This is a genomic window from Stanieria cyanosphaera PCC 7437 (assembly GCF_000317575.1).
Lineage (GTDB): Bacteria > Cyanobacteriota > Cyanobacteriia > Cyanobacteriales > Xenococcaceae > Stanieria > Stanieria cyanosphaera.
Map to the genome: position 1 here is coordinate 3,266,625 of NC_019748.1, position 18,353 is coordinate 3,284,977.

Sequence of the window (18,353 nt, forward strand, 5' to 3'; positions counted from 1 at the left end):
TTGCGATCCACTCATCAGAATTTCTGTTAATTTTTATTGCGTAGATTATTTATTGCTTGACAACGTAGACATTTTAAGTTGGGGATGCTAGATTAATTGAAAATCACAAGAACGTTACTGTTTCCCCCGTTCATGTTTAAGGAGTAAAGTTATGGATTTACCAGCCCAATTAACTTTAGAGCAACAGTTTAAGTTGCAAGTACTCAGAGACCAAGTACAAGAATTAAGTAGAGAACAAGCACAAGAATATTTACTCGAAATGTTTCGTCAGATGATGGTCAAAGATAATTTAGTCAAGCATTTACTGAAAAACGCTTAAATGGCTAGATATTGAGGGTGTGGAGTGTGGCAATCGGAAGTATATCTGAAGAGCAAAAAAAAAGCTTAGTCAAAGACTAAGCAGGAATCGAACTTGGGAATGACGCTAATCAAAACTTTATTATTGTAGCTTTTCAATCTAATCCTTCGCACCCAGATGTAATTTATTCAAACAGTCTCTAACCAGTCAAATACACGGTCTAGTTGCTGCAAAGTGATTAAACCATACTGCCAAAGTATTAAAGATAAACGATTGGGATCTTGCTCTCCACTACGTCTAGCGATCGCGATGCAATCTTTGGGAATAGCTAAATCTGATTGAAGAAAACGAATAAATTGGTTGAGAATTTCGGGTTGACGAGACATAGCTTTACTTGGTGTAAGGAATAGGAATAGGAAAAATATCTTTTACCCTAAGAAGGAAATGTGAGAAACTTGTGTCATCAAAGTGAGCTTGTGTTTCTCGTTCCTTTATGAACAAGCCTAGGTTAACAATTTTTAGTAAATTATGGTGTAAAGTAGTTACTTATGCTGCTGCTGGGTTATTCGGGTTTGTTGCTAGTGTAAGTTTACCAGTCTGGTCAAATAATTTACCTGCGGTGACTGCGCTATCGACTGTGGTATTAGAAGAAAAATCAGCCCTAGCTTTAGCTCAGTTAGGACAGCAATATTATAATGCAGGAAAATTAGCTGAAGCGATTGATTTTTGGCAACAAGCAGCAGATAATTATGCTCGTCAAGGCGGTCTCGGCGAAGCCGAGGCACTGCGTGCTCGCGAAGGTAGATTAAAAAGTTTAATTAATCAAGCTCAAGCTTATCAGGACTTGGGTTTGAATTCTCAAGCTTATACTACTTTGATCAAGGCTTTTGGTAGCAATGAAACTCAATCTGAAGCTACTGCAATTAATCAAATATTAACTACTTACACTCAAAATCAACAGGCTTTATCTCAAACTACTGGGATTGGTTTACGTAGTTTAGGAGATTTATTAAGGAAAAAAGGTAGTTTAGAACAATCAAAAAAAGTCTTGAAACTTAGTTTAGCTGCGGTTAAAAATTCAACAGAAGTGAATGCTACTCTTCTAAGTTTAGGTAATACGAAGAGAGCTTTAGGTAATCGTTTTCGAGACAGTTGGAATTACGAAAAAGTTACAGAAATTATTGAAAACCAATCTATTACAGAAGCATTACAATTTTATCAACCAGCCATTGCTGCTTATCAACAAGCGACTAATAGTAATTCTCCTTCCTCGCTTGCCTCTCTACAAGCACAAATGAATCAGTTTAGTTTGTTAATCGATCTTGAAAAATGGTGGGAACAAGAAACTGAGCGAAGAATTCAAAGTTGGGTTCAAGCTAAACAATCAGAATTAAACCAAACAGGAGAAGAATTTCTTTTACAACTAAAATCAAAACTAACTCAAGAGCGACAGATTTTACAACCAGCAATTGAAACCGCTTTAATAAATTTACCGCCCAGCCGTACTTCTGTTTATACTTTAATTAACTATGCTCAGTGTCTGCTTCAATTAAGTGAGATCGAAAAGGCAGAAATAGTTCTTAATTCGGCTTTGACAAGAGCAAATCAAATTCAAGACCCCTTAGCAACCAGTTATACTTTAGGTTATTTAGGCAAAGTTGCCCAACAACAGAGAAAAAATCAACCAGCAGTCTCGTTAACTCAACAAGCCTTAAAACTCGCTCAAGAACAAAGTGTAACTCAAGATGTCCGAGAAGTCGTTTATTTGTGGCAATCTCAATTAGGTAAATTATTTAAACAACAAAATCATCAGTCTGAGGCACTTTTAGCTTATGCTGGTGCTTATAATAGTTTGCAATCTCTACGAGCAGACTTAAACAATAACCTTAAAGATATTCAGTTTGATTTTCGGCAAGAAATTAAACCAGTTTATTTAGAATTAGCTGATTTATTATTAAAATCACAATTTACTGCTTCAGAATTAAATTCTCTAAGGTTAATCGATTCTCAACGTAATCTAATTAATAGTAGCAATAACTTAGAATTAGCTCGTCGAGTAGTAGAATCTCTACAAATAGCAGAATTAGATAATTTACTAGCAGATCTTTGTTTAATTCCCACCAATACTTCGGTTAAAATTGACAACCTCGATCCTAAAGCAGCCTTTATTTATCCTGTTATCTTACCCAACCGATTAGAAATCATTCTTTCCTTACCAGGAGAATCTTTACGTCAAGTTACTGTACCTGTAACCGAACAACAAGTTAACAATGTTATTGCAGAACTTTACGACAATCTAGATAATCCTAGTATTGATAATTCTGCACGCAATATTTTTTACACTTCTAATCCTACTCCCCAAGAAATCCAAGCAAATCTTGAAACCCTTTTACCACTATTAGAACAACTGAATGATTGGTTAATCGAACCAATTAATAATTTGCTTCAAACAAAACAAATTAAACGTTTAATTTTTGCTGGCAATACTTCCTTTGAACAAATTCCTTTAGCTGCGCTTTATGATGGACGAAAATATTTGATTGAACGTTATGGAGTTGGTTTAGTTCCTAGTTTGCAATTAATTAATCCCACTCAGCTAGATCGAGAAAAACTCAGCATTTTTGCTGGTGGAGTGAGTCAATCTTTATCAACTAAGACAGAAATTTTTCCTTCTTTACCCAACGTTCCTCAAGAATTAAAAGACATTCAAAGACTATTTCCCAATACCAAAATTTTATTAAATCAAAACTTAACCACTCAAGCTTTAGAAAAACGACTTCAAGAGAACTTTACTATTGTTCATCTAGCCACTCACGGTTTATTTAGTTCTCAACCAGAACAAAGTTTTATACTGACTGGAGATGGTCAACCATTTACGATAGAAAAATTAGGTCAATTACTCAGTCAACAAAGAAATATTACACCTCAATTATTAGTCTTAAGTGCTTGCGAAACAGCTACTGGCGATGAAAGAGCAATTTTAGGGCTAGCAGGAGTGGCAGTTCGTTCTGGTGCGAGTAGTACTTTAGCAACTCTTTGGTCGGTCAGAGATTCATCTACGGCTGAATTGATGCAACAATTTTATCAAAATCTTAAAAATCCTCAACAAACTAGATTAGACGCTTTACAAACTGCCCAACTCTCCCTACTTAACTCCTTGCGTCAGAAGCCTCCTGTTCAAGAACTTCAAAGTTTACCACCTCATCCTTATTATTGGGCTGCTTATGTTTTAGTAGGAAATTGGCTTTAACAGTTAACACTTATCAATCAACTTACTAAAATGAGAAACACTATAAATGAAAAGTGCTAGTAAAAAAAATAGCAAAATAAGATGAAAAAAAGTTTTAAGATAAAAGTTTGAGGAGCAAATCAGAGAACTTATAGATAGCAAAACTACCCAATAATCTTCTTGAGTTAACAATATTCTTATGTCTCATCCTCTCTACGTCGCTTTCATTTGGCATCAACATCAACCTTTATACAAATCTCGCGAAGCTATTACGAATTCTGCCGGGCAATACCGCTTGCCTTGGGTAAGATTGCATGGTACTAAAGACTATCTTGATCTGATTTTAATTCTGGAAAAATATCCTAAATTACATCAAACAGTTAATCTTGTTCCTTCTTTAATGTTGCAATTAGAAGATTATGCTGAGGGAGTAGCTTTCGATCCTTACTTGACTTTAGCATTAACTCCTGAAGCACAGTTAACTGAACCACAAAAGCAATACATTATCCAGCATTTTTTTGATGGTCATTACCATACTCTGATTGAACCTCATCCTCGTTACGCTCAGTTATATCACCAAAGACAAGCAGAAGGATATACTTGGTGTCTCAACAATTGGACTTTACAAGATTATAGCGATTTGCTGGCATGGCATAATTTAGCTTGGATTGACCCGATTTTTTGGCATGATCCAGAAATTGAGACTTGGTTAAAACAAGGTAAAAACTTTACTTTAGCTGATCGCCAGAGAATTTATTCTAAACAAAGAGAGATCATCCGTCGCATTATTCCTCAACATAAACAAATGCAGGATGCTGGACAGTTAGAGGTTACAACTACTCCTTATACTCATCCGATTTTACCTTTATTGGCTGATACTAATTCGGGTAGAGTAGCTGTTCCTCAAATGGCTTTACCACAACATCGTTTTCAATGGGAAGAAGATATTCCTCGTCATCTTCGTAAAGCTTGGGATATGTATATTGAAAGGTTTAATCGCGAACCTCGTGGTTTATGGCCTTCAGAACAGTCGGTAAGTCCTGTAATTCTTCCGTATATTGCTAAAGAAGGTTTTAAATGGATTTGTTCTGATGAAGCTGTTTTGGGTTGGAGTATTCAACATTTCTTTCATCGCGATGAAGCTGGTAATGTCTATGAACCCGAATTACTCTATCGTCCCTATCGTCTCGAAACACCTTCTGGCGATTTAGCGATTGTTTTCCGTGACCACCGTTTATCAGATTTAATCGGTTTTACCTACGGGAATATGAATCCCCGTCATGCAGCATCAGATTTAATTGGACATTTAGATGCGATCGCTCGTTCTCTCAAATCCCATCAACAAAATAAAGGAACTTCTCTAGAACAACCTTGGTTAGTTACCATTGCTTTGGATGGAGAAAACTGTTGGGAATATTATCAAAAAGACGGTTTACCTTTCCTTCAAGCTTTATATGAAAAACTAAGCAACGATGAAGATATCAAGTTAGTTACTGTATCCGAATTTATCGAACAATTTCCCCCAACAGCTACCATTCCCGCTGATAGGTTACATAGTGGTTCTTGGGTTGATGGTAATTTTACTACCTGGATAGGCGATCCTGTCAAAAATAGGGCATGGGATTTATTGACAGAAGCGAGAGAAACCTTAGCTAAACATCCCGAAGCGACTGAAGAAAATAATCCTGAAGCTTGGGAAGCGTTATATGCAGCAGAAGGATCGGATTGGTTTTGGTGGTTTGGCGAAGGTCATTCTTCTAATCAAGATGAAATGTTTGACCAACTCTTCCGCGAACACCTCTGTGCGCTTTATCATGCTTTAAATGAACCAATTCCACCCAAATTAAAACAACCAGTCGAAAAAAGAGAGGTTACGGGCGATCGCGCCCCACAAAGTTTTATTCATCCGATTATTAATGGGGTTGGTGATGAACAAGATTGGGATAAAGCTGGACGTATCGAAGTAGGTGGTGCTAGGGGAACAATGCATCGTAGTAGTAGCGTACAAAAAATCTTTTATGGTTTAGACCACTTGAATTTTTATCTACGAATCGATGTTAAATCAGGAGTAAAACCTGGTCAAGATTTAGCCAATGAATTACACTTACTTTGGTATTATCCTGAAATTTGGATGCATAATAGTCCTGCACCAATCGCAGGATTACCTGATGAAGCTCCTTTAAATTATCTATTCCATCATCATTTGGGTATTAATTTACTCACAGAATCGGTTTGGTTGCAAGAAGCGCAGGAAAATTATCAATGGCATATTCGTTCTAGTCGTGCGGATGCTGTTTTTAATCAATGTTTAGAAATATCAGTTCCTTGGGCAGATTTACAGATTGAACCTGATTATCCTTTACATATTATTGGTATTTTTGCCGATCACGGTGAATTTCGCAGTTATTTACCAGAAAATAAATTTATTACTTTGCGATCGCCATAAGTTGGTATTTAAGAAAACAAAAACGCTGTAAGGGCGAAGGGCGGTTCGCCCCTAATCTTTAAATCAATAGGGCTACTGTACTATCAACTCCATAGCTAAGGGCAATTTGATCCTGTTCAAAATCCCACAAATTAGCTGTTGTTTCTGCTACAGAAGGAAAATATTCATAAGCACCCAAATCTACAGTTTGATTAATAATGCGTTGATTACCAGCTAAATCAATCTCGGTAGTTACAAATACGTTATTTCCTGCATCAATACCAGGAGAATTAGCTTGGAGACGAAAATTTCCTGTGGCAGCATCTACAAATAAAGGATCGCTGTTGAGGTTTTCTTTTCCTAAATAATCACCTTCAACAATACTGTAGTTGACAATGGTATTCGCATCTTGATTAACAATCAGAGTAGAATCAACTTGATCTTGATTGTCCCAAAAAATGCTGTTAGTAAAAACTGGTTTAGTCTCTTCGTCTCCTTCGGTATAAACAGCAGCACCACTTTTAGCTTGATTATTGATTAAAGTATTATTAATACCTGAAGAATTACTATAGTAGTTATAAATCGCTCCACCTAATTCACTATTATTAGTATCAAAAATAGTATTGACATATTTAGCATCTACTGTACTGCCGTGATTAAATATTGCACCACCAGAAGCAATTGAAGCATTTGCACGAAAAACACTATTAATAATAAAAGGATTACTTTGATAGTCGTTAAAAATTGCCCCACCTTCGTCAGCAGCAGTGTTATTGCTAAAGTTAATTTTAGTTAGGATGGGATTACTATTGTAGTTAAATAATGCTCCACCATCACCTTCGGCATGATTCTGACCAAAACTAGAATTACTAATAATTAAGTGACTGTTATTAGTGTAGACACCACCGCCATTATGATTAACAATATTATTGGCAAAATTTACGTTATATAATTGATTGAAACTGTCACTACTATATAATCCTCCACCATCAAAAGCGTAGTTATTTTTCACAATTAAATTAGCAAAAATAGCTTGACTTTGTTCGCTATAAATTCCTCCACCAAAATTATCGGAAGAGTTATTTGCATTGCCACTGGTGATTGTAAAACCATCTATAATTGCACTGTTAGTAGTTCCACTAGCATTAACAACGTGGTAACTATTGTCATTTTGTTCACTAAGATTGCCAATTTCGCCACTGAGGATAGTAAAGTTTTTTTGCCAATCTCTTTGTTCTAATTTAGTTTCATTTCCTATAAAACCACCGTAAATCGCAACACCATTTTTGAGTTGAAAACTAACGTTGCGATCACTCAGTGCCTCGGCTTCGCCGAGACCGCTTTGACTGGGTTTATAAGTACCTGCTGCTACCCAAATCTGACTATTAAATTTAGCTGAGGCGAGTGCATCTTGTAAATTGGTATAAGCATTGAGCCAGGAAGTTCCGTTATTATTTCCTGTAGCATTAGCATTAACATAAATAATAGTAGGATTAGTTTCAATTGTGGGTTGGGGTGGTAATTCTATTCCTTCATAAGCTCCTAAATCAACGATATGATTAGCAATACGGGAATTACCTGCTAGATCTAGGCTAGATTGATTAATTAGGTCGTTATTACCTTGATTAAGAGCAGGAGAGTCAGCAGTTAAACGAAAATCAAAATTATTAGCATCAACAAATAAAGGATCTTGATCCAGAATATTGACTCCTAGATAGCTTCCTTCTACTAAACTGTAACTAACGAGTGTATCTTCAAGAAGATCTGCAATAGAATGATTTCCCATCACACTGGGGTTATGCCAAAGAATACTATTATTAATATTTCTAATTGTGTTTTGGTTTCCTTCGCTTTCAATTGCTGCGCCGTATCTACCCAAATTATCTACTAAGGTGCTGTTGATCAGATGTAAGGAATTGTGATCGTTATAAATCACTCCACCAAATTGACTAATATTTTGAGTAAAAAGACTATTAATTACCGAAAGATCAACTGTTGCACCATTGTTGTAGATACTACCACCAGCTACATTAGCAATATTGCTTCTAAAAATACTATTTTTTATAATTGGACTACTACTATAACCATTAAAGACTGCTCCTCCGTGATTAATCGCAGTGTTGTTGAGGAAAAGCATCTTTGTTAAGTGAGGACTACTATTGTAATTGTAAATAGCTCCTCCGTCTTCTCCAGAATGATTACTCTGCAACTTTACTTTGTGTAACAGAGGACTACTGTTGTAATTGTAAATAGCTCCTCCGCTATCGCTGGCATAATTACTATTAAAAACAATTTTTTTTAAATTTAAATTACTGTCATTGCTGTATAGTCCCCCTCCATCATGAGTAGCAAAATTTTCTTCAAAAATGACATTCTTAATAGAAAGCTGACTTTCATTGACATACATTCCACCGCCGTAACTAGCAGCATTATCTTGAATAATTAAATTAGTTAAAGTTGCTTTAGAGCGATCGCTCGTAATTCCTCCTCCAGAAGTAACTGGATGCTTATTGGCATTGCCACCAGTAATGACAAAACCATCTAGGATTGAATCTTGGCTAAGATTACTAACATCAACAACGTGATAACTATTGTCACTGTTGTCATTGATTTTGCCAATCTCACCACTAAGGATAGTAGAATTTTTTTGCCAATCTCTTTGTGCTAATTTAGTTTCATCTCCCACAAAACCACCGTACAGTTTAACTCCATTAGGAATTTGAAAACTTAGATTACGGTCTGTTTCAGTTGTAGGATAATAAGTACCATCAGCTACCCAAATTTCATCTCCTGATTGAGCTACTGCGATCGCATCTTGTAAATCTTGATAGGCATTGATCCAAGAACTACCATTATTCTTTCCTGTAGCGTTAACATCAACATAGATAATTCCTGTTTGTTCGATTGATAACTTTTCACCTGCGATCTCTACAGTAACGCGATCGTCTTGGGTTTTCAGGAGATTTAATTGATTTACATCCAATTCTTTTCTTGTTACTAATGCTGCAAAGATGTCTCCTTCATCTCCTGGTGCATCTTCAAGATTAATCTGCCAATCAAGATAATGACCAATTTCTGCAATTAAAACTTGAGCAACTGCATCTATATTATCAACATTATTAATTAAAAATTCTTGAGATAAATAAATAGTATTATTGTTAAAAGAATAAGCTCCATGAGCATAATTAATAGCTTCACTAGCAACAATTTTTAGTTGAGGAAGAGTTCTAAAATTACTATCAATTAAAGATTGCAATAATGATAAACATTGAGAGCGATCAAAACCTTCACCAAATGTTAAAACTAAATCTTGATTTAACTCTGGGTAATTAACAAAATCTGTTAAATACTGCTTGGTCAAGTCTAAACTTTGCCCAAGAATTTGATTGGCTTTTAGATTCATTGTTTTAGTAATTTATTGAATTAAGTTTAAATTTTTCTCCACAATTTTTCAACTCAATTTAACTATTAAAATTGAATTACATTACGGTTATAAGAATATTTTTGATTACTTAACCAAGTTTGAACCAAAAGCAATGAAGTTTAATTTAAATCAACAAAATAAAATTAAAATTAATATATAGCGCTCCTAAATCATTTGTGAAAATAACTTCTGCACTCTGGAGGGGCTGTGTGCGGAATTCGATTCCGCACCTTGTAAGCCCCGTCTTCCTGCCTTTCGTCTTTAACAATTTTCATGACTCAAATTAGGATTACTATATTAATTTAAAAATGATTTATTTTAACTTTTTTCTTATAACAAAAAAATACTAGTTTATTAAGAGGAGAAAGTTAATAAACTTGTCTAAAAAATAAAGTTGATAAAAAAACGCAAAAAATCATATAATGTGTCTTATTTATTTGAATAAGTCAGTCAGGAGTCAATAATACTGACATGAAACGTTGGGTTAAATTTATTGCCAGCGCGATATTTGCCTGTTTTTTTGTTATTATTAGCAACAATTTACTTCAGAAAGTATTAAGTTTTGCTGTCTGCACTTTGCTGATGTGTAATCAGGCGACAGTTTATAGCTTAGGAAATGGCGACAAGGTTAATGCAGCTTTATCCTCCAACCCTAATTTTCCAGAAGTGACAGATGTTAACTTAAAACCAACATATCCTCTCGAAATTGCTGCTCCTCCCATCATTCGCGATGCTCCTGTAGACTTACAACAGTCATTCCCAGGGGACTTTAATATTTCCCGTCAGACTCCCAATAGTACGGGAAGAAATGAAATTTTATTTGTTTCTCCTTCTACAGGTACAGAGCAAAGATTTGAAATTAATCTTCCCGGTACAGGTGCTTTTCAACTGTATAGTGCTAAATTTAACAAGGTTTCTATTAGCGATCCTAATCGCCTGATTAAAAATGGCTCTACTTTAACTGCTACTCAAGCGCAACAAAAACTTAGCAGTTTTGAGATTAAGTTTAATAATAATATTGTCTCAGATGTAATTCTGGCAGATGGAACAAAAGCGGAAGTTAGCGATACTGAAGTTGTAGTTAAACAGTCTGATGGTCAAGTAATTGAGACTTTATTTTTAAGTCAGGATAAATCTCTAAAAGATAATCAAATTTTAGCTCAAGTCAAATCCAATACCAAGTTTTTAGCTCAAGCAGATTCTGGTTGCCAAACTAGCATCCAACAAAATTTATATCAAGTAGCAACTCAAGTACAAAGTAAATCTAATAATCTTAAATCTTTAGAATCCAATTATGGATATCTTCTCAGTTGGGCGTTAACTTTTAGCGATAAAGCATTAGAAGATTCTTTAGTTGATAACTCTCGCAACATAACTATTCAAGAAATAGCCTGCACTGCTCCTGTACAATGTCAACAAGTACAAGCTAGCGGTGGTAGTGAAGTTAGAACGGATTTATTTGAATTACCTCCAGGGACAAATCGGAGAGTAACTTTTGATTATGAATTTTATGATATTCCCGATCGTGTAGAAATATACTACAACGGCGAAATTAAAGCTGCTTATCCCCAACCAGTAGTTCCTTTAGAGAATACCGAAACACCCGATCCTACTTGGTTAGCTAATGGTAATGGTCAATTACAAATTGCAATTGATGACGATAAAGCTCAATTTATCGGCATTAAGATAATTGGGAATGATGATGAGCAAACAAAATGGGACTATACAGTTAATTGTACTGGAGAAGCTATTGCAGAAGAACCAACTTGTGACAATGTTAGTCAACCAAATTTGCAAAGTCAGTCGCCTATAATGCTTCCAAAACAACCCCATATTATGACTAACACATTATTAGCATTATTAAAAAACAAGCAAAACAGTTCTTCTTTGTTTGAAACTTTATGGAAAAATTATCCTTTTGGAAATGCAGAGCAAGTCAAAAAAGATATAGGTGGTAATGTTAATGCTTCCTGGGTTGATAACACTTGTGCGATCCGAATGAGTAAAGCTTTAAACTATTCTTTACCAGACAAAAAAATTCCTTTTATAAATAAAGATGTAACTATAAAAGGTGGTGATAACCTAAGATATATTTTTCGAGTAAAAGATTTTATAAATTACATAACAGGAAAATTTGGAAAGCCTAATATTCAAGTAGAGATAGTTAATAATGTCTTAGATAAATCTAGTTTAAAAGACAAACAAGGAATTATTGTATTTGAAGTTAACGAATGGACAAATGCGACTGGTCATGCAACTTTATGGAATGGCATTGATTGTGCAGACAAATGTTATTTTGACGAAGCCAATAAAATTTCACTATGGATTATTAAATAAATTTAATGTATTAATTAAAACTGATTTTAACTTTGATGATTTTAAATTATATATTTGTTAAAAGTGTTTACTGAACTTTACTACTATGATAAAAATAAACTTAAAAGCTATCAAAATTTACCTAATTTTATTTACAATCACTTTATTAATCACCCTTAACTTAGTACCAATAACATCTAAAGCCCAAGATACCGATCCTTGTACGAAAACCCTAGCTGATGCAGACCAACTATATCTAGAAGGAGACAGAACAGCAGCCGAACAATTATATCGCCAGTGCAAAAAACCTTATGCAGAAGATTTACAAGCAACCTATTTTCCTGATCCAATTACTGACCCAAATAAATTATCTCCAGCAGGAGGAGTTTACTGGAAAAATGCTCAGGGAGCAAAAGAAAGAGGTGATGATAATTTACTCTTCGATTTAGTACCAAAACTAATAGAAAAAGATCCTGGTTTTGTTCCTATTTATGGCTTACTTTCGGAAATTAATTTCGAGGAACAATCAGAAGAAAATCAAACCAAAATCTTAGAAATTTTAGAACAAGGTGTTACTTTATTTCCTAATGATGCTGACTTGGCAATGGCAAGAATTGAAGTTTTAAGAGCTAATAAACAATGGATAGATTCTTCCATAGCTGCGCGTCAATTTGCGATTGTTAATCCAGAACATCCTCAAGTCAAAGAATATCAAGCAATTGCTGATGAAGATTTAGACCGTTTTAAAGGAGATATTAAAACTCAGTATATTGTTACGGGAGCAGGAGGAATTTTAGGTGGCATTTTGTTCGGTGGTGGAGATGCTGTTGCCAAAGCCGGTCCTGTAGTCGAATATGCCCGAATGCTCATTGATGGGGAATCAGGTACTGGCAAGCGCCTGGCAGAAGGTTATAAAGAAGAATTGGAATTAATTGATGAGCCTGTAGTTCATGAATATATAGACCGTATTGGACAGGATATCGCTAAATTAATGGGAAGAGATGAGTTTGAATATGAATTTTATGTAGTTAAGGATGATGCTTTTAATGCTTTTGCTTTGCCAGGAGGTAAAGTCTTTATTAATACTGGTGCAATTCTCGCAGCCAAGTCTGAAGCAGAATTAGCAGGATTAATCGGTCATGAAGTCGGTCATGCAGTACTATCTCACGGTTATCAAGGTATTTCTCGCGCTAGTTTTTTCAATTCCTTGAATAGTTTTGTCACTGACTCTACTGGTTTGTCTTGGAGTGGTATTGCAGCTAATTTGGCAGATAAAGCTTATAGTCGTCAACAGGAAAAACAAGCAGATATTGTTGGTGCTAGAGCTTTGAACGCTTATGGTTATGCTGCTGACGGTTTACGCAACTTGTTTCAAACCCTAGATGAGCAATCGGAAAATAGTCCTCCTGAATATCTTTCTACTCACCCTTCTTCTGATAACCGAGTCGAATATTTAGAAGCTATGATTCAAAAAAATGGCTATAATCGCTTTGCTTTTGAAGGAGTTAAAGAACACAATGAAATTCGCCAAAGAATTGCAACAATTTTGGGGAGTTAGTTATTAGTATTATTTCATATTTAATTATGATGTGAAGTACCCGACGCTGACCTTACGGTACAGCGCGGGCTTCCTATCCAGCAGATAGCACAGTAGTAGATTTCTTTCGTCCTCTATTACTACGTCTACTACGTCTTACATCTGGGCAATAGGCTTGACCCCCGCTTCCCGAGGTCTTTAATATCCGCAGTGCTTCATCTCTGATGTTTCTAGCTGCATTTACATCTCTATCTATGTTTTTATTATTACAGCTAGGACAGTCCCAAAACCTTATTTCAAGACTCAGCTCGCTTACTTGAAATAGACAATTATTGCAAGTTTTACTAGAGGCAAAGAAACGGTCAACCTCTATGTAAATCTTACCCTCGTTTTCGGCTTTATACTTCAACATAGTACAAAATTGACCCCAACCTACTTGGCTAATTGCCTTTGATAGTTTATGGTTTCTTACCATGTTTTGTACTGCCAGACTTTCTACCCCAATAACTTGGTTTTCGTTAACTATCCTGCGCGATAGCTTGTGGTGAAAGTCTTCTCGACAACGAGATATTTTATTATATACTTTAGCGACTTTAATTCTAGACTTATTACGGTTATTAGAACCTTTTTGTTTTCTAGATAGTTGCTGTTGTTTTCGTTTAAGATTTAACTCGTGTTTCTTTAACCAACGAGGATTATCGAATTTATTTCCATTACTAGTAATAGCAAAATGGTTTAAACCAAGGTCTAACCCTATCGCTTTACCTTCAGAAGATTGAATAGGTTTATCTAACCCGTCCTCAAACAAAATAGAAGCATAATATTGACCAGAAGGATTTTTACTGATTGTGACAGTTTTAATTTTCCCTTCGACAGGTCTATGTACTATAGCTACAATCGAACCTATTTTTGGGACTATTAGATACTCTTCTTGAAGCTTGACGTTGCTTGGATATTGTAAAGACTGCTTACCATGTTTAGATTTAAATCTAGGGTACATAGCTCGTCTTTCAAAGAAATTATTGAAAGCTATGCCCAAGTTCAAACATACTTGTTGTAAGCACATTGAGTAAGTCTCGGACAACCAAGCTGTTTCTTGTTGCTTTTTAAGAGTGGGTAACATCTTTTTGATATCATAACCAGAAAGACCTTTACCTGTATCTTGATAGGTTTCGTTCATCAAGTTAAGAAAATAATTCCACACCCAACGGCAAGAACCAAAAGCTTTTGCTAGCTGCTGTTTCTGTTGAGTATCTGGATATAATCTTACTTTGACTACCTTGAGCATTAGAGTAAATTAAATTTGCTATAAAAAATAATAGCAAATTAAACTCAAACAGGTCAACACCTTGACTGGCATTCATCCCGACTCTGAGCCTAGAGGCTACAGAGCGGGGCTTCTGCCAGGCTAGCTAAAAATATACTGACAAAATCACCCCTTACCCAACCTTTAGCACCAGATTGAAAACTGACTTTGTACCAACAGTATCCATCTGCATTATTTTCAAAAACTTGGGTGACATAAATAGGCTCACCTTGATTACCAAAATCGCTGACTTTTGCGGAAACAGTTGGTTCTTCACGGACGTTAATTTGGGATTCTGATTCTTTACTGATTAAGTTTCCTCCAACTGGAAAACTGTAAACAGTAGTACAGCCTTGCAAAGAATTTTGTTTTAGTTGAGTTTTAACTGGTTTTACACCTGCAAGAGTCAAAACTATAAACGCACTAATAAAAACTATAGAGGTAATAAATTGTGATCTCATCGTAGGCTCCTAAAAAAACTAAATTCTGCTTATTTAAAATTAATTAGAGTTAAGTATAGAAGCACATTCTTCAATTTCTTTGATTTGGCTATCCTCATTGATTTACTTTAATACCGATAAAATTTACATTTACAACAAATTGTGTGTTGAATTACTTTTTCGTAATATATTTTTAATCGCTAGCTGTTTTTGCAATTTAATGAAAGAGAATTGGTATTTTTCTTCTAACCAAATTAAGCTTTCAAAATCTATTACCTAAACAAATTCACAAAGATATTTAAGATTTACTTGTTCGGTACTATAAACAATACTTTCTTGATTAATTACTCCAGCTATTCCAGGAGTAACATAAGTACTGTCATAACCCTTCTTAGGTAAATTTTGACTCCAATTGTGGGGATGATATTCTTTACCCATCGCAAACTCGCATAACAACATAAAAACTCTTTGCTCGTTATCTCCTGATTGATTCCAATAGTTAGTAGCATAATTAAGAGCTTTAGTAGATTGTTGAGAACCATAAATACCATTACCAAACATTCTTCCTGTACATTGAATTGCGTTAGCAGGAGGAATAATTAAACCTTGTTGAAGAATACTTAATAAATTACTAGCTTTTGTACCATGCCAGTGAAGTTTGACATTACCAACTTCTGCTGCTTTCTTGCTAAAAGCACGACGCATGGAAGGAATATTTATTTCATATACTCGTCGTAGTTTGTATTGGGAAGCAAGATGATGAGTATTGAGAGTACTTTCATACAGTTGACGTAACCAACGAAAAGTATTTTTTCCTTCTGTTGTGCTACCTGGTACTCTGGTTAAGGTGCATTCAAAAATTTTTTCCTTCATTGATGGTTGAGTAGTTGCTAAAGCTGCATCAAGAGCGTTTAAAATTTCATATTGTCTTTGTAACTCTTGAGGCGAACGAAACACTGACTCATCTAACTTCCTACCTAAGTTTTGGGGAATTAAACGCAGATATTGACTGATTAACTGCCGAAAGATACGACTATTACTTCTTTTCATCGCTGCAATTTGTAAAAGATAATCTCTCGCCAGAGCGATCGCATTTGGGGTAATTAAACCCAAAGCTGTAGTAAATTTTCCCGTGGATACGTCGTAATTAATATTAGTTTGGGCAATAATTTCATGAATATTAACCGAAACTAAATAACGAATTAGTTGTTTAGATCGCACATCGCCACCATGATGAATTTGTTTAGCAGCAATGCTTTCTAAATCTTCTGAAGAGATGGTAGTAGTTTGTGGTTGCTGGTTAGGAATTAGCTGCGCCTCAGTATAACCCTTTCTCAGTTTTTCTCTTTTCATGCGTTCAAACTTATTTTTCGCTAAAAGCACCGAACTAAACTGATAAGTTTTGCTTTGCAACTTACTCCCGACTCTACCCCATTGTGCCGTGAAGCAACCATCATCCGTCACCTTTCCTTGCCAAACTTTATTAGAATTTTGGTCAATTTCGACATAAATTAGCGTACAACAATCTAATACGCCAGCAACAACCGCCGTACTCATATTTATTTACCTTAATGATAAAAATCTTGGTTTTAGTAATTAATTTGAGGAGTTCCTCTTAATTTAATAATGTATCGCAGTTTGATTTTTTAGTCAACAAAGAAGGAAAGTAATGCGATCGCTTTTGGGAGAGTAACCTCTTGCTCTAGAAAACTTAAAATATAAACAATAGCGAGCAATTAATTTTTCATGCAAAGTATTAAATTAAACTCTCATGTAGGTTCGGACGGTATATTGCATTTAGATGTGCCAGTAAATATTAAAAATGCCGAACTAGAAGTATTAATAACTGTGAAAAATATCAACTCTACTCAAGAAAACGAGAGAAAATCAGAATGGTCACCTGAATTTTTTGAAAAGACCGCAGGAGCTTGGGAAGGAGAGCCATTAGAGCGAGAACCTCAAGGAGAATATGAAAACCGAGAAGAGTTATTTTGATCTACTTGCTCGATACCAATACTTGTATTCAATACCTAACTGGTCGTAATCCTTTGGTTGTAGCAAAATTTAAGGCTCACAATCCTTCAGATATAGCTATTTGTGATATTGTTAAGTCAGAACTTTACTATGGTGCATATAAAAGCGATCGCACAGATAAAAATCTCCAAGTGCTAAGTAAGTTTTTCAACGAATTTGTCAGTTTACCTTTCGACCAACAAGCAGCCAAAAAAGCAGGAGAAATAAGAGCTAGACTTGCTACGTTAGGAACTCCAATTGGTCCTTACGATCTTCAGATAGCAGCGATCGCTTTAATTCACAATCTGATTTTGGTTACTCATAACATTAGAGAATTTAGTTGAGTTGAAGGACTGCGCTTTGAAGATTGGGAAGTAGTTTAGTTTGTGGTATATCGCGCGTCGCAAGTGCGTTTAAATTTGCCACAGTCGAATTGCGTTATTGTCATCAGCACTAGCAAACATTTGTTCAGTAAAAGCGATCGCTATAGCTCTTAAAGGATGTCTGAGAAACAAATTGTCTTAATAGTCCAAGTAAGCAAGTTTACCTTCGATACATAATTTACAAGCCAAAATAAGAATTGGAACTGAAGTTTGAGTTCGATCAGTTTTGGGAATTTTTTTTCTCTATTCTCTATCCTCTTTCTTTACGATAAGTTTTCTTAAATAAAATAGGATGACTTAAATAACCTGTTCTAACTTAAAAACTTTGAGGTTAGAGAAATTATCATGAAACTAAAGTTAAAATACCAAGCTTTGACAACCTCTCTTTTTCTATGTAGCCATTTATTTTTTGTCATGGAAGCTCAAGCTCGACCTACGGTAGGATTTGAGAATAATTCTTCAACCCAACCAACAGTTACAGGAGGCACAACCTTTAGCTGTATTCCCCAAGGTAACAACTATGCTACTGTAGGTCAAAAAGCTGGTAGAGAACCAGTTCCCCTAATTGTCTGGACACCCAAAGGATCGAATCATTTTGGCGAAAAATATCCTCCTCAAACTCGCTGCCAAATAGTTACCCAAAAATTAAACGCAGCCATTAGTGCTAACGGTGGCACAATGAAAAATTTGTTATTGACTAACGGTATGGTAAGTAATCAAACCGTAATTTGTACTCTGCGTCAACAAGAAACCGCTTGTAACCCCAATAACACACTCTTTACGCTCAAACCTGAAAATGCTAGTCGTTCGGGGGAAGTAATTTCCCAATTAATGCAAATCGGTCGCTATGGTAGCAGTGCAGGATTTATTCAGGAAACTAGCGGTCAAGTGTATGTGGATTTAGGAGACTGGGAAAATAAAGTTTTTTAAGCAATCAGCAGTTTTTTTGCCACGTTAACAATTCATTTTTAAATCTTGTTTA

Annotated in this window: 13 protein-coding genes; 8 read left to right on the plus strand and 5 right to left on the minus strand. The window is 35.3% G+C overall.

The features are described 5' to 3' along the window. Window positions 1-151: 151 nt before the first annotated feature. Window positions 152-319 (plus strand): NblA/ycf18 family protein, encoded by a 168-nt coding sequence (locus tag STA7437_RS14055; protein WP_015194052.1) that lies wholly within the window; start codon window positions 152-154, stop codon window positions 317-319. Between the two features lie 167 nt (window positions 320-486). Here STA7437_RS14055 and STA7437_RS14060 read toward each other — a convergent pair whose 3' ends face one another. Beyond that, the gene (locus STA7437_RS14060) at window positions 487-684 is read right to left on the minus strand and encodes a DUF2949 domain-containing protein (protein ID WP_015194053.1); all 198 of its coding nucleotides are present in this window, start codon (window positions 682-684) and stop codon (window positions 487-489) included. 107 nt (window positions 685-791) lie between these two features. Between STA7437_RS14060 and STA7437_RS14065 the strand changes: the two genes are divergently transcribed. Together STA7437_RS14065 and STA7437_RS14070 are read left to right on the plus strand one after the other, a co-directional pair. After that, complete coding sequence (locus tag STA7437_RS14065) at window positions 792-3,548, plus strand: CHAT domain-containing protein (protein ID WP_015194054.1); 2,757 nt, start codon at window positions 792-794, stop codon at window positions 3,546-3,548. 178 nt (window positions 3,549-3,726) lie between these two features. Further along, window positions 3,727-5,973 carry a glycoside hydrolase family 57 gene (locus STA7437_RS14070; protein ID WP_015194055.1) on the plus strand — a complete coding sequence of 749 codons (2,247 nt, stop codon included), beginning with the start codon at window positions 3,727-3,729 and terminating at the stop codon, window positions 5,971-5,973. 58 nt (window positions 5,974-6,031) lie between these two features. Here STA7437_RS14070 and STA7437_RS14075 read toward each other — a convergent pair whose 3' ends face one another. Continuing rightward, on the minus strand, window positions 6,032-9,355 hold the full coding sequence (locus tag STA7437_RS14075) for a choice-of-anchor Q domain-containing protein (protein WP_015194056.1): 3,324 nt from the start codon (window positions 9,353-9,355) through the stop codon (window positions 6,032-6,034). A 492-nt stretch (window positions 9,356-9,847) separates the two neighbouring features. Here STA7437_RS14075 and STA7437_RS25870 point away from each other — a divergent pair, with 492 nt between their 5' ends. Continuing rightward, entirely contained in the window at window positions 9,848-11,713 is a 1,866-nt protein-coding gene (locus STA7437_RS25870; RefSeq protein ID WP_015194057.1) for a type VI secretion system amidase effector protein Tae4, read from the plus strand. Window positions 11,714-11,798: 85 nt separating this feature from the next. Continuing rightward, window positions 11,799-13,250: a M48 family metallopeptidase gene (locus tag STA7437_RS14085; RefSeq protein ID WP_015194058.1), complete on the plus strand. Its 1,452-nt coding sequence runs from the start codon at window positions 11,799-11,801 to the stop codon at window positions 13,248-13,250. A 73-nt stretch (window positions 13,251-13,323) separates the two neighbouring features. On the opposite strand, the gene STA7437_RS14090 is transcribed toward STA7437_RS14085, so the two are convergent. The 3 genes from STA7437_RS14090 to STA7437_RS14100 form a co-directional block, all read right to left on the minus strand. Beyond that, window positions 13,324-14,517 (minus strand): RNA-guided endonuclease InsQ/TnpB family protein, encoded by a 1,194-nt coding sequence (locus STA7437_RS14090; protein WP_015194059.1) that lies wholly within the window; start codon window positions 14,515-14,517, stop codon window positions 13,324-13,326. A gap of 89 nt (window positions 14,518-14,606) precedes the next feature. Next, complete coding sequence (locus STA7437_RS24945; protein WP_015194060.1) at window positions 14,607-14,996, minus strand: SH3 domain-containing protein; 390 nt, start codon at window positions 14,994-14,996, stop codon at window positions 14,607-14,609. Window positions 14,997-15,251: 255 nt separating this feature from the next. Then, complete coding sequence (locus tag STA7437_RS14100; protein WP_015194061.1) at window positions 15,252-16,532, minus strand: WGR domain-containing protein; 1,281 nt, start codon at window positions 16,530-16,532, stop codon at window positions 15,252-15,254. Between the two features lie 189 nt (window positions 16,533-16,721). Here STA7437_RS14100 and STA7437_RS14105 point away from each other — a divergent pair, with 189 nt between their 5' ends. The 3 genes from STA7437_RS14105 (at window position 16,722) to STA7437_RS14115 (ending at window position 18,301) form a co-directional block, all read left to right on the plus strand. Continuing rightward, window positions 16,722-16,970: a hypothetical protein gene (locus tag STA7437_RS14105; protein ID WP_015194062.1), complete on the plus strand. Its 249-nt coding sequence runs from the start codon at window positions 16,722-16,724 to the stop codon at window positions 16,968-16,970. Then, window positions 16,967-17,332 carry a type II toxin-antitoxin system VapC family toxin gene (locus STA7437_RS14110; protein WP_015194063.1) on the plus strand — a complete coding sequence of 122 codons (366 nt, stop codon included), beginning with the start codon at window positions 16,967-16,969 and terminating at the stop codon, window positions 17,330-17,332. Before STA7437_RS14105 ends, STA7437_RS14110 begins: the two co-directional genes overlap by 4 nt. Window positions 17,333-17,716: 384 nt before the next feature. After that, window positions 17,717-18,301, plus strand: coding sequence for a COP23 domain-containing protein (locus STA7437_RS14115; protein ID WP_015194064.1), 585 nt, complete (start codon window positions 17,717-17,719; stop codon window positions 18,299-18,301). The last annotated feature ends 52 nt before the right edge of the window (window positions 18,302-18,353 follow it).

What these genes read in the sequence shown, in the direction of transcription:
- STA7437_RS14055 (WP_015194052.1), top strand. Translation starts at nt 152, where the DNA reads ATGGATTTACCAGCCCAATTAACTTTAGAGCAACAGTTTAAGTTGCAA.
- STA7437_RS14060 (WP_015194053.1), bottom strand. Translation starts at nt 684, where the DNA reads ATGTCTCGTCAACCCGAAATTCTCAACCAATTTATTCGTTTTCTTCAA.
- STA7437_RS14065 (WP_015194054.1), top strand. Translation starts at nt 792, where the DNA reads ATGAACAAGCCTAGGTTAACAATTTTTAGTAAATTATGGTGTAAAGTA.
- STA7437_RS14070 (WP_015194055.1), top strand. Translation starts at nt 3,727, where the DNA reads ATGTCTCATCCTCTCTACGTCGCTTTCATTTGGCATCAACATCAACCT.
- STA7437_RS14075 (WP_015194056.1), bottom strand. Translation starts at nt 9,355, where the DNA reads ATGAATCTAAAAGCCAATCAAATTCTTGGGCAAAGTTTAGACTTGACC.
- STA7437_RS25870 (WP_015194057.1), top strand. Translation starts at nt 9,848, where the DNA reads ATGAAACGTTGGGTTAAATTTATTGCCAGCGCGATATTTGCCTGTTTT.
- STA7437_RS14085 (WP_015194058.1), top strand. Translation starts at nt 11,799, where the DNA reads ATGATAAAAATAAACTTAAAAGCTATCAAAATTTACCTAATTTTATTT.
- STA7437_RS14090 (WP_015194059.1), bottom strand. Translation starts at nt 14,517, where the DNA reads ATGCTCAAGGTAGTCAAAGTAAGATTATATCCAGATACTCAACAGAAA.
- STA7437_RS24945 (WP_015194060.1), bottom strand. Translation starts at nt 14,996, where the DNA reads ATGAGATCACAATTTATTACCTCTATAGTTTTTATTAGTGCGTTTATA.
- STA7437_RS14100 (WP_015194061.1), bottom strand. Translation starts at nt 16,532, where the DNA reads ATGAGTACGGCGGTTGTTGCTGGCGTATTAGATTGTTGTACGCTAATT.
- STA7437_RS14105 (WP_015194062.1), top strand. Translation starts at nt 16,722, where the DNA reads ATGCAAAGTATTAAATTAAACTCTCATGTAGGTTCGGACGGTATATTG.
- STA7437_RS14115 (WP_015194064.1), top strand. Translation starts at nt 17,717, where the DNA reads ATGAAACTAAAGTTAAAATACCAAGCTTTGACAACCTCTCTTTTTCTA.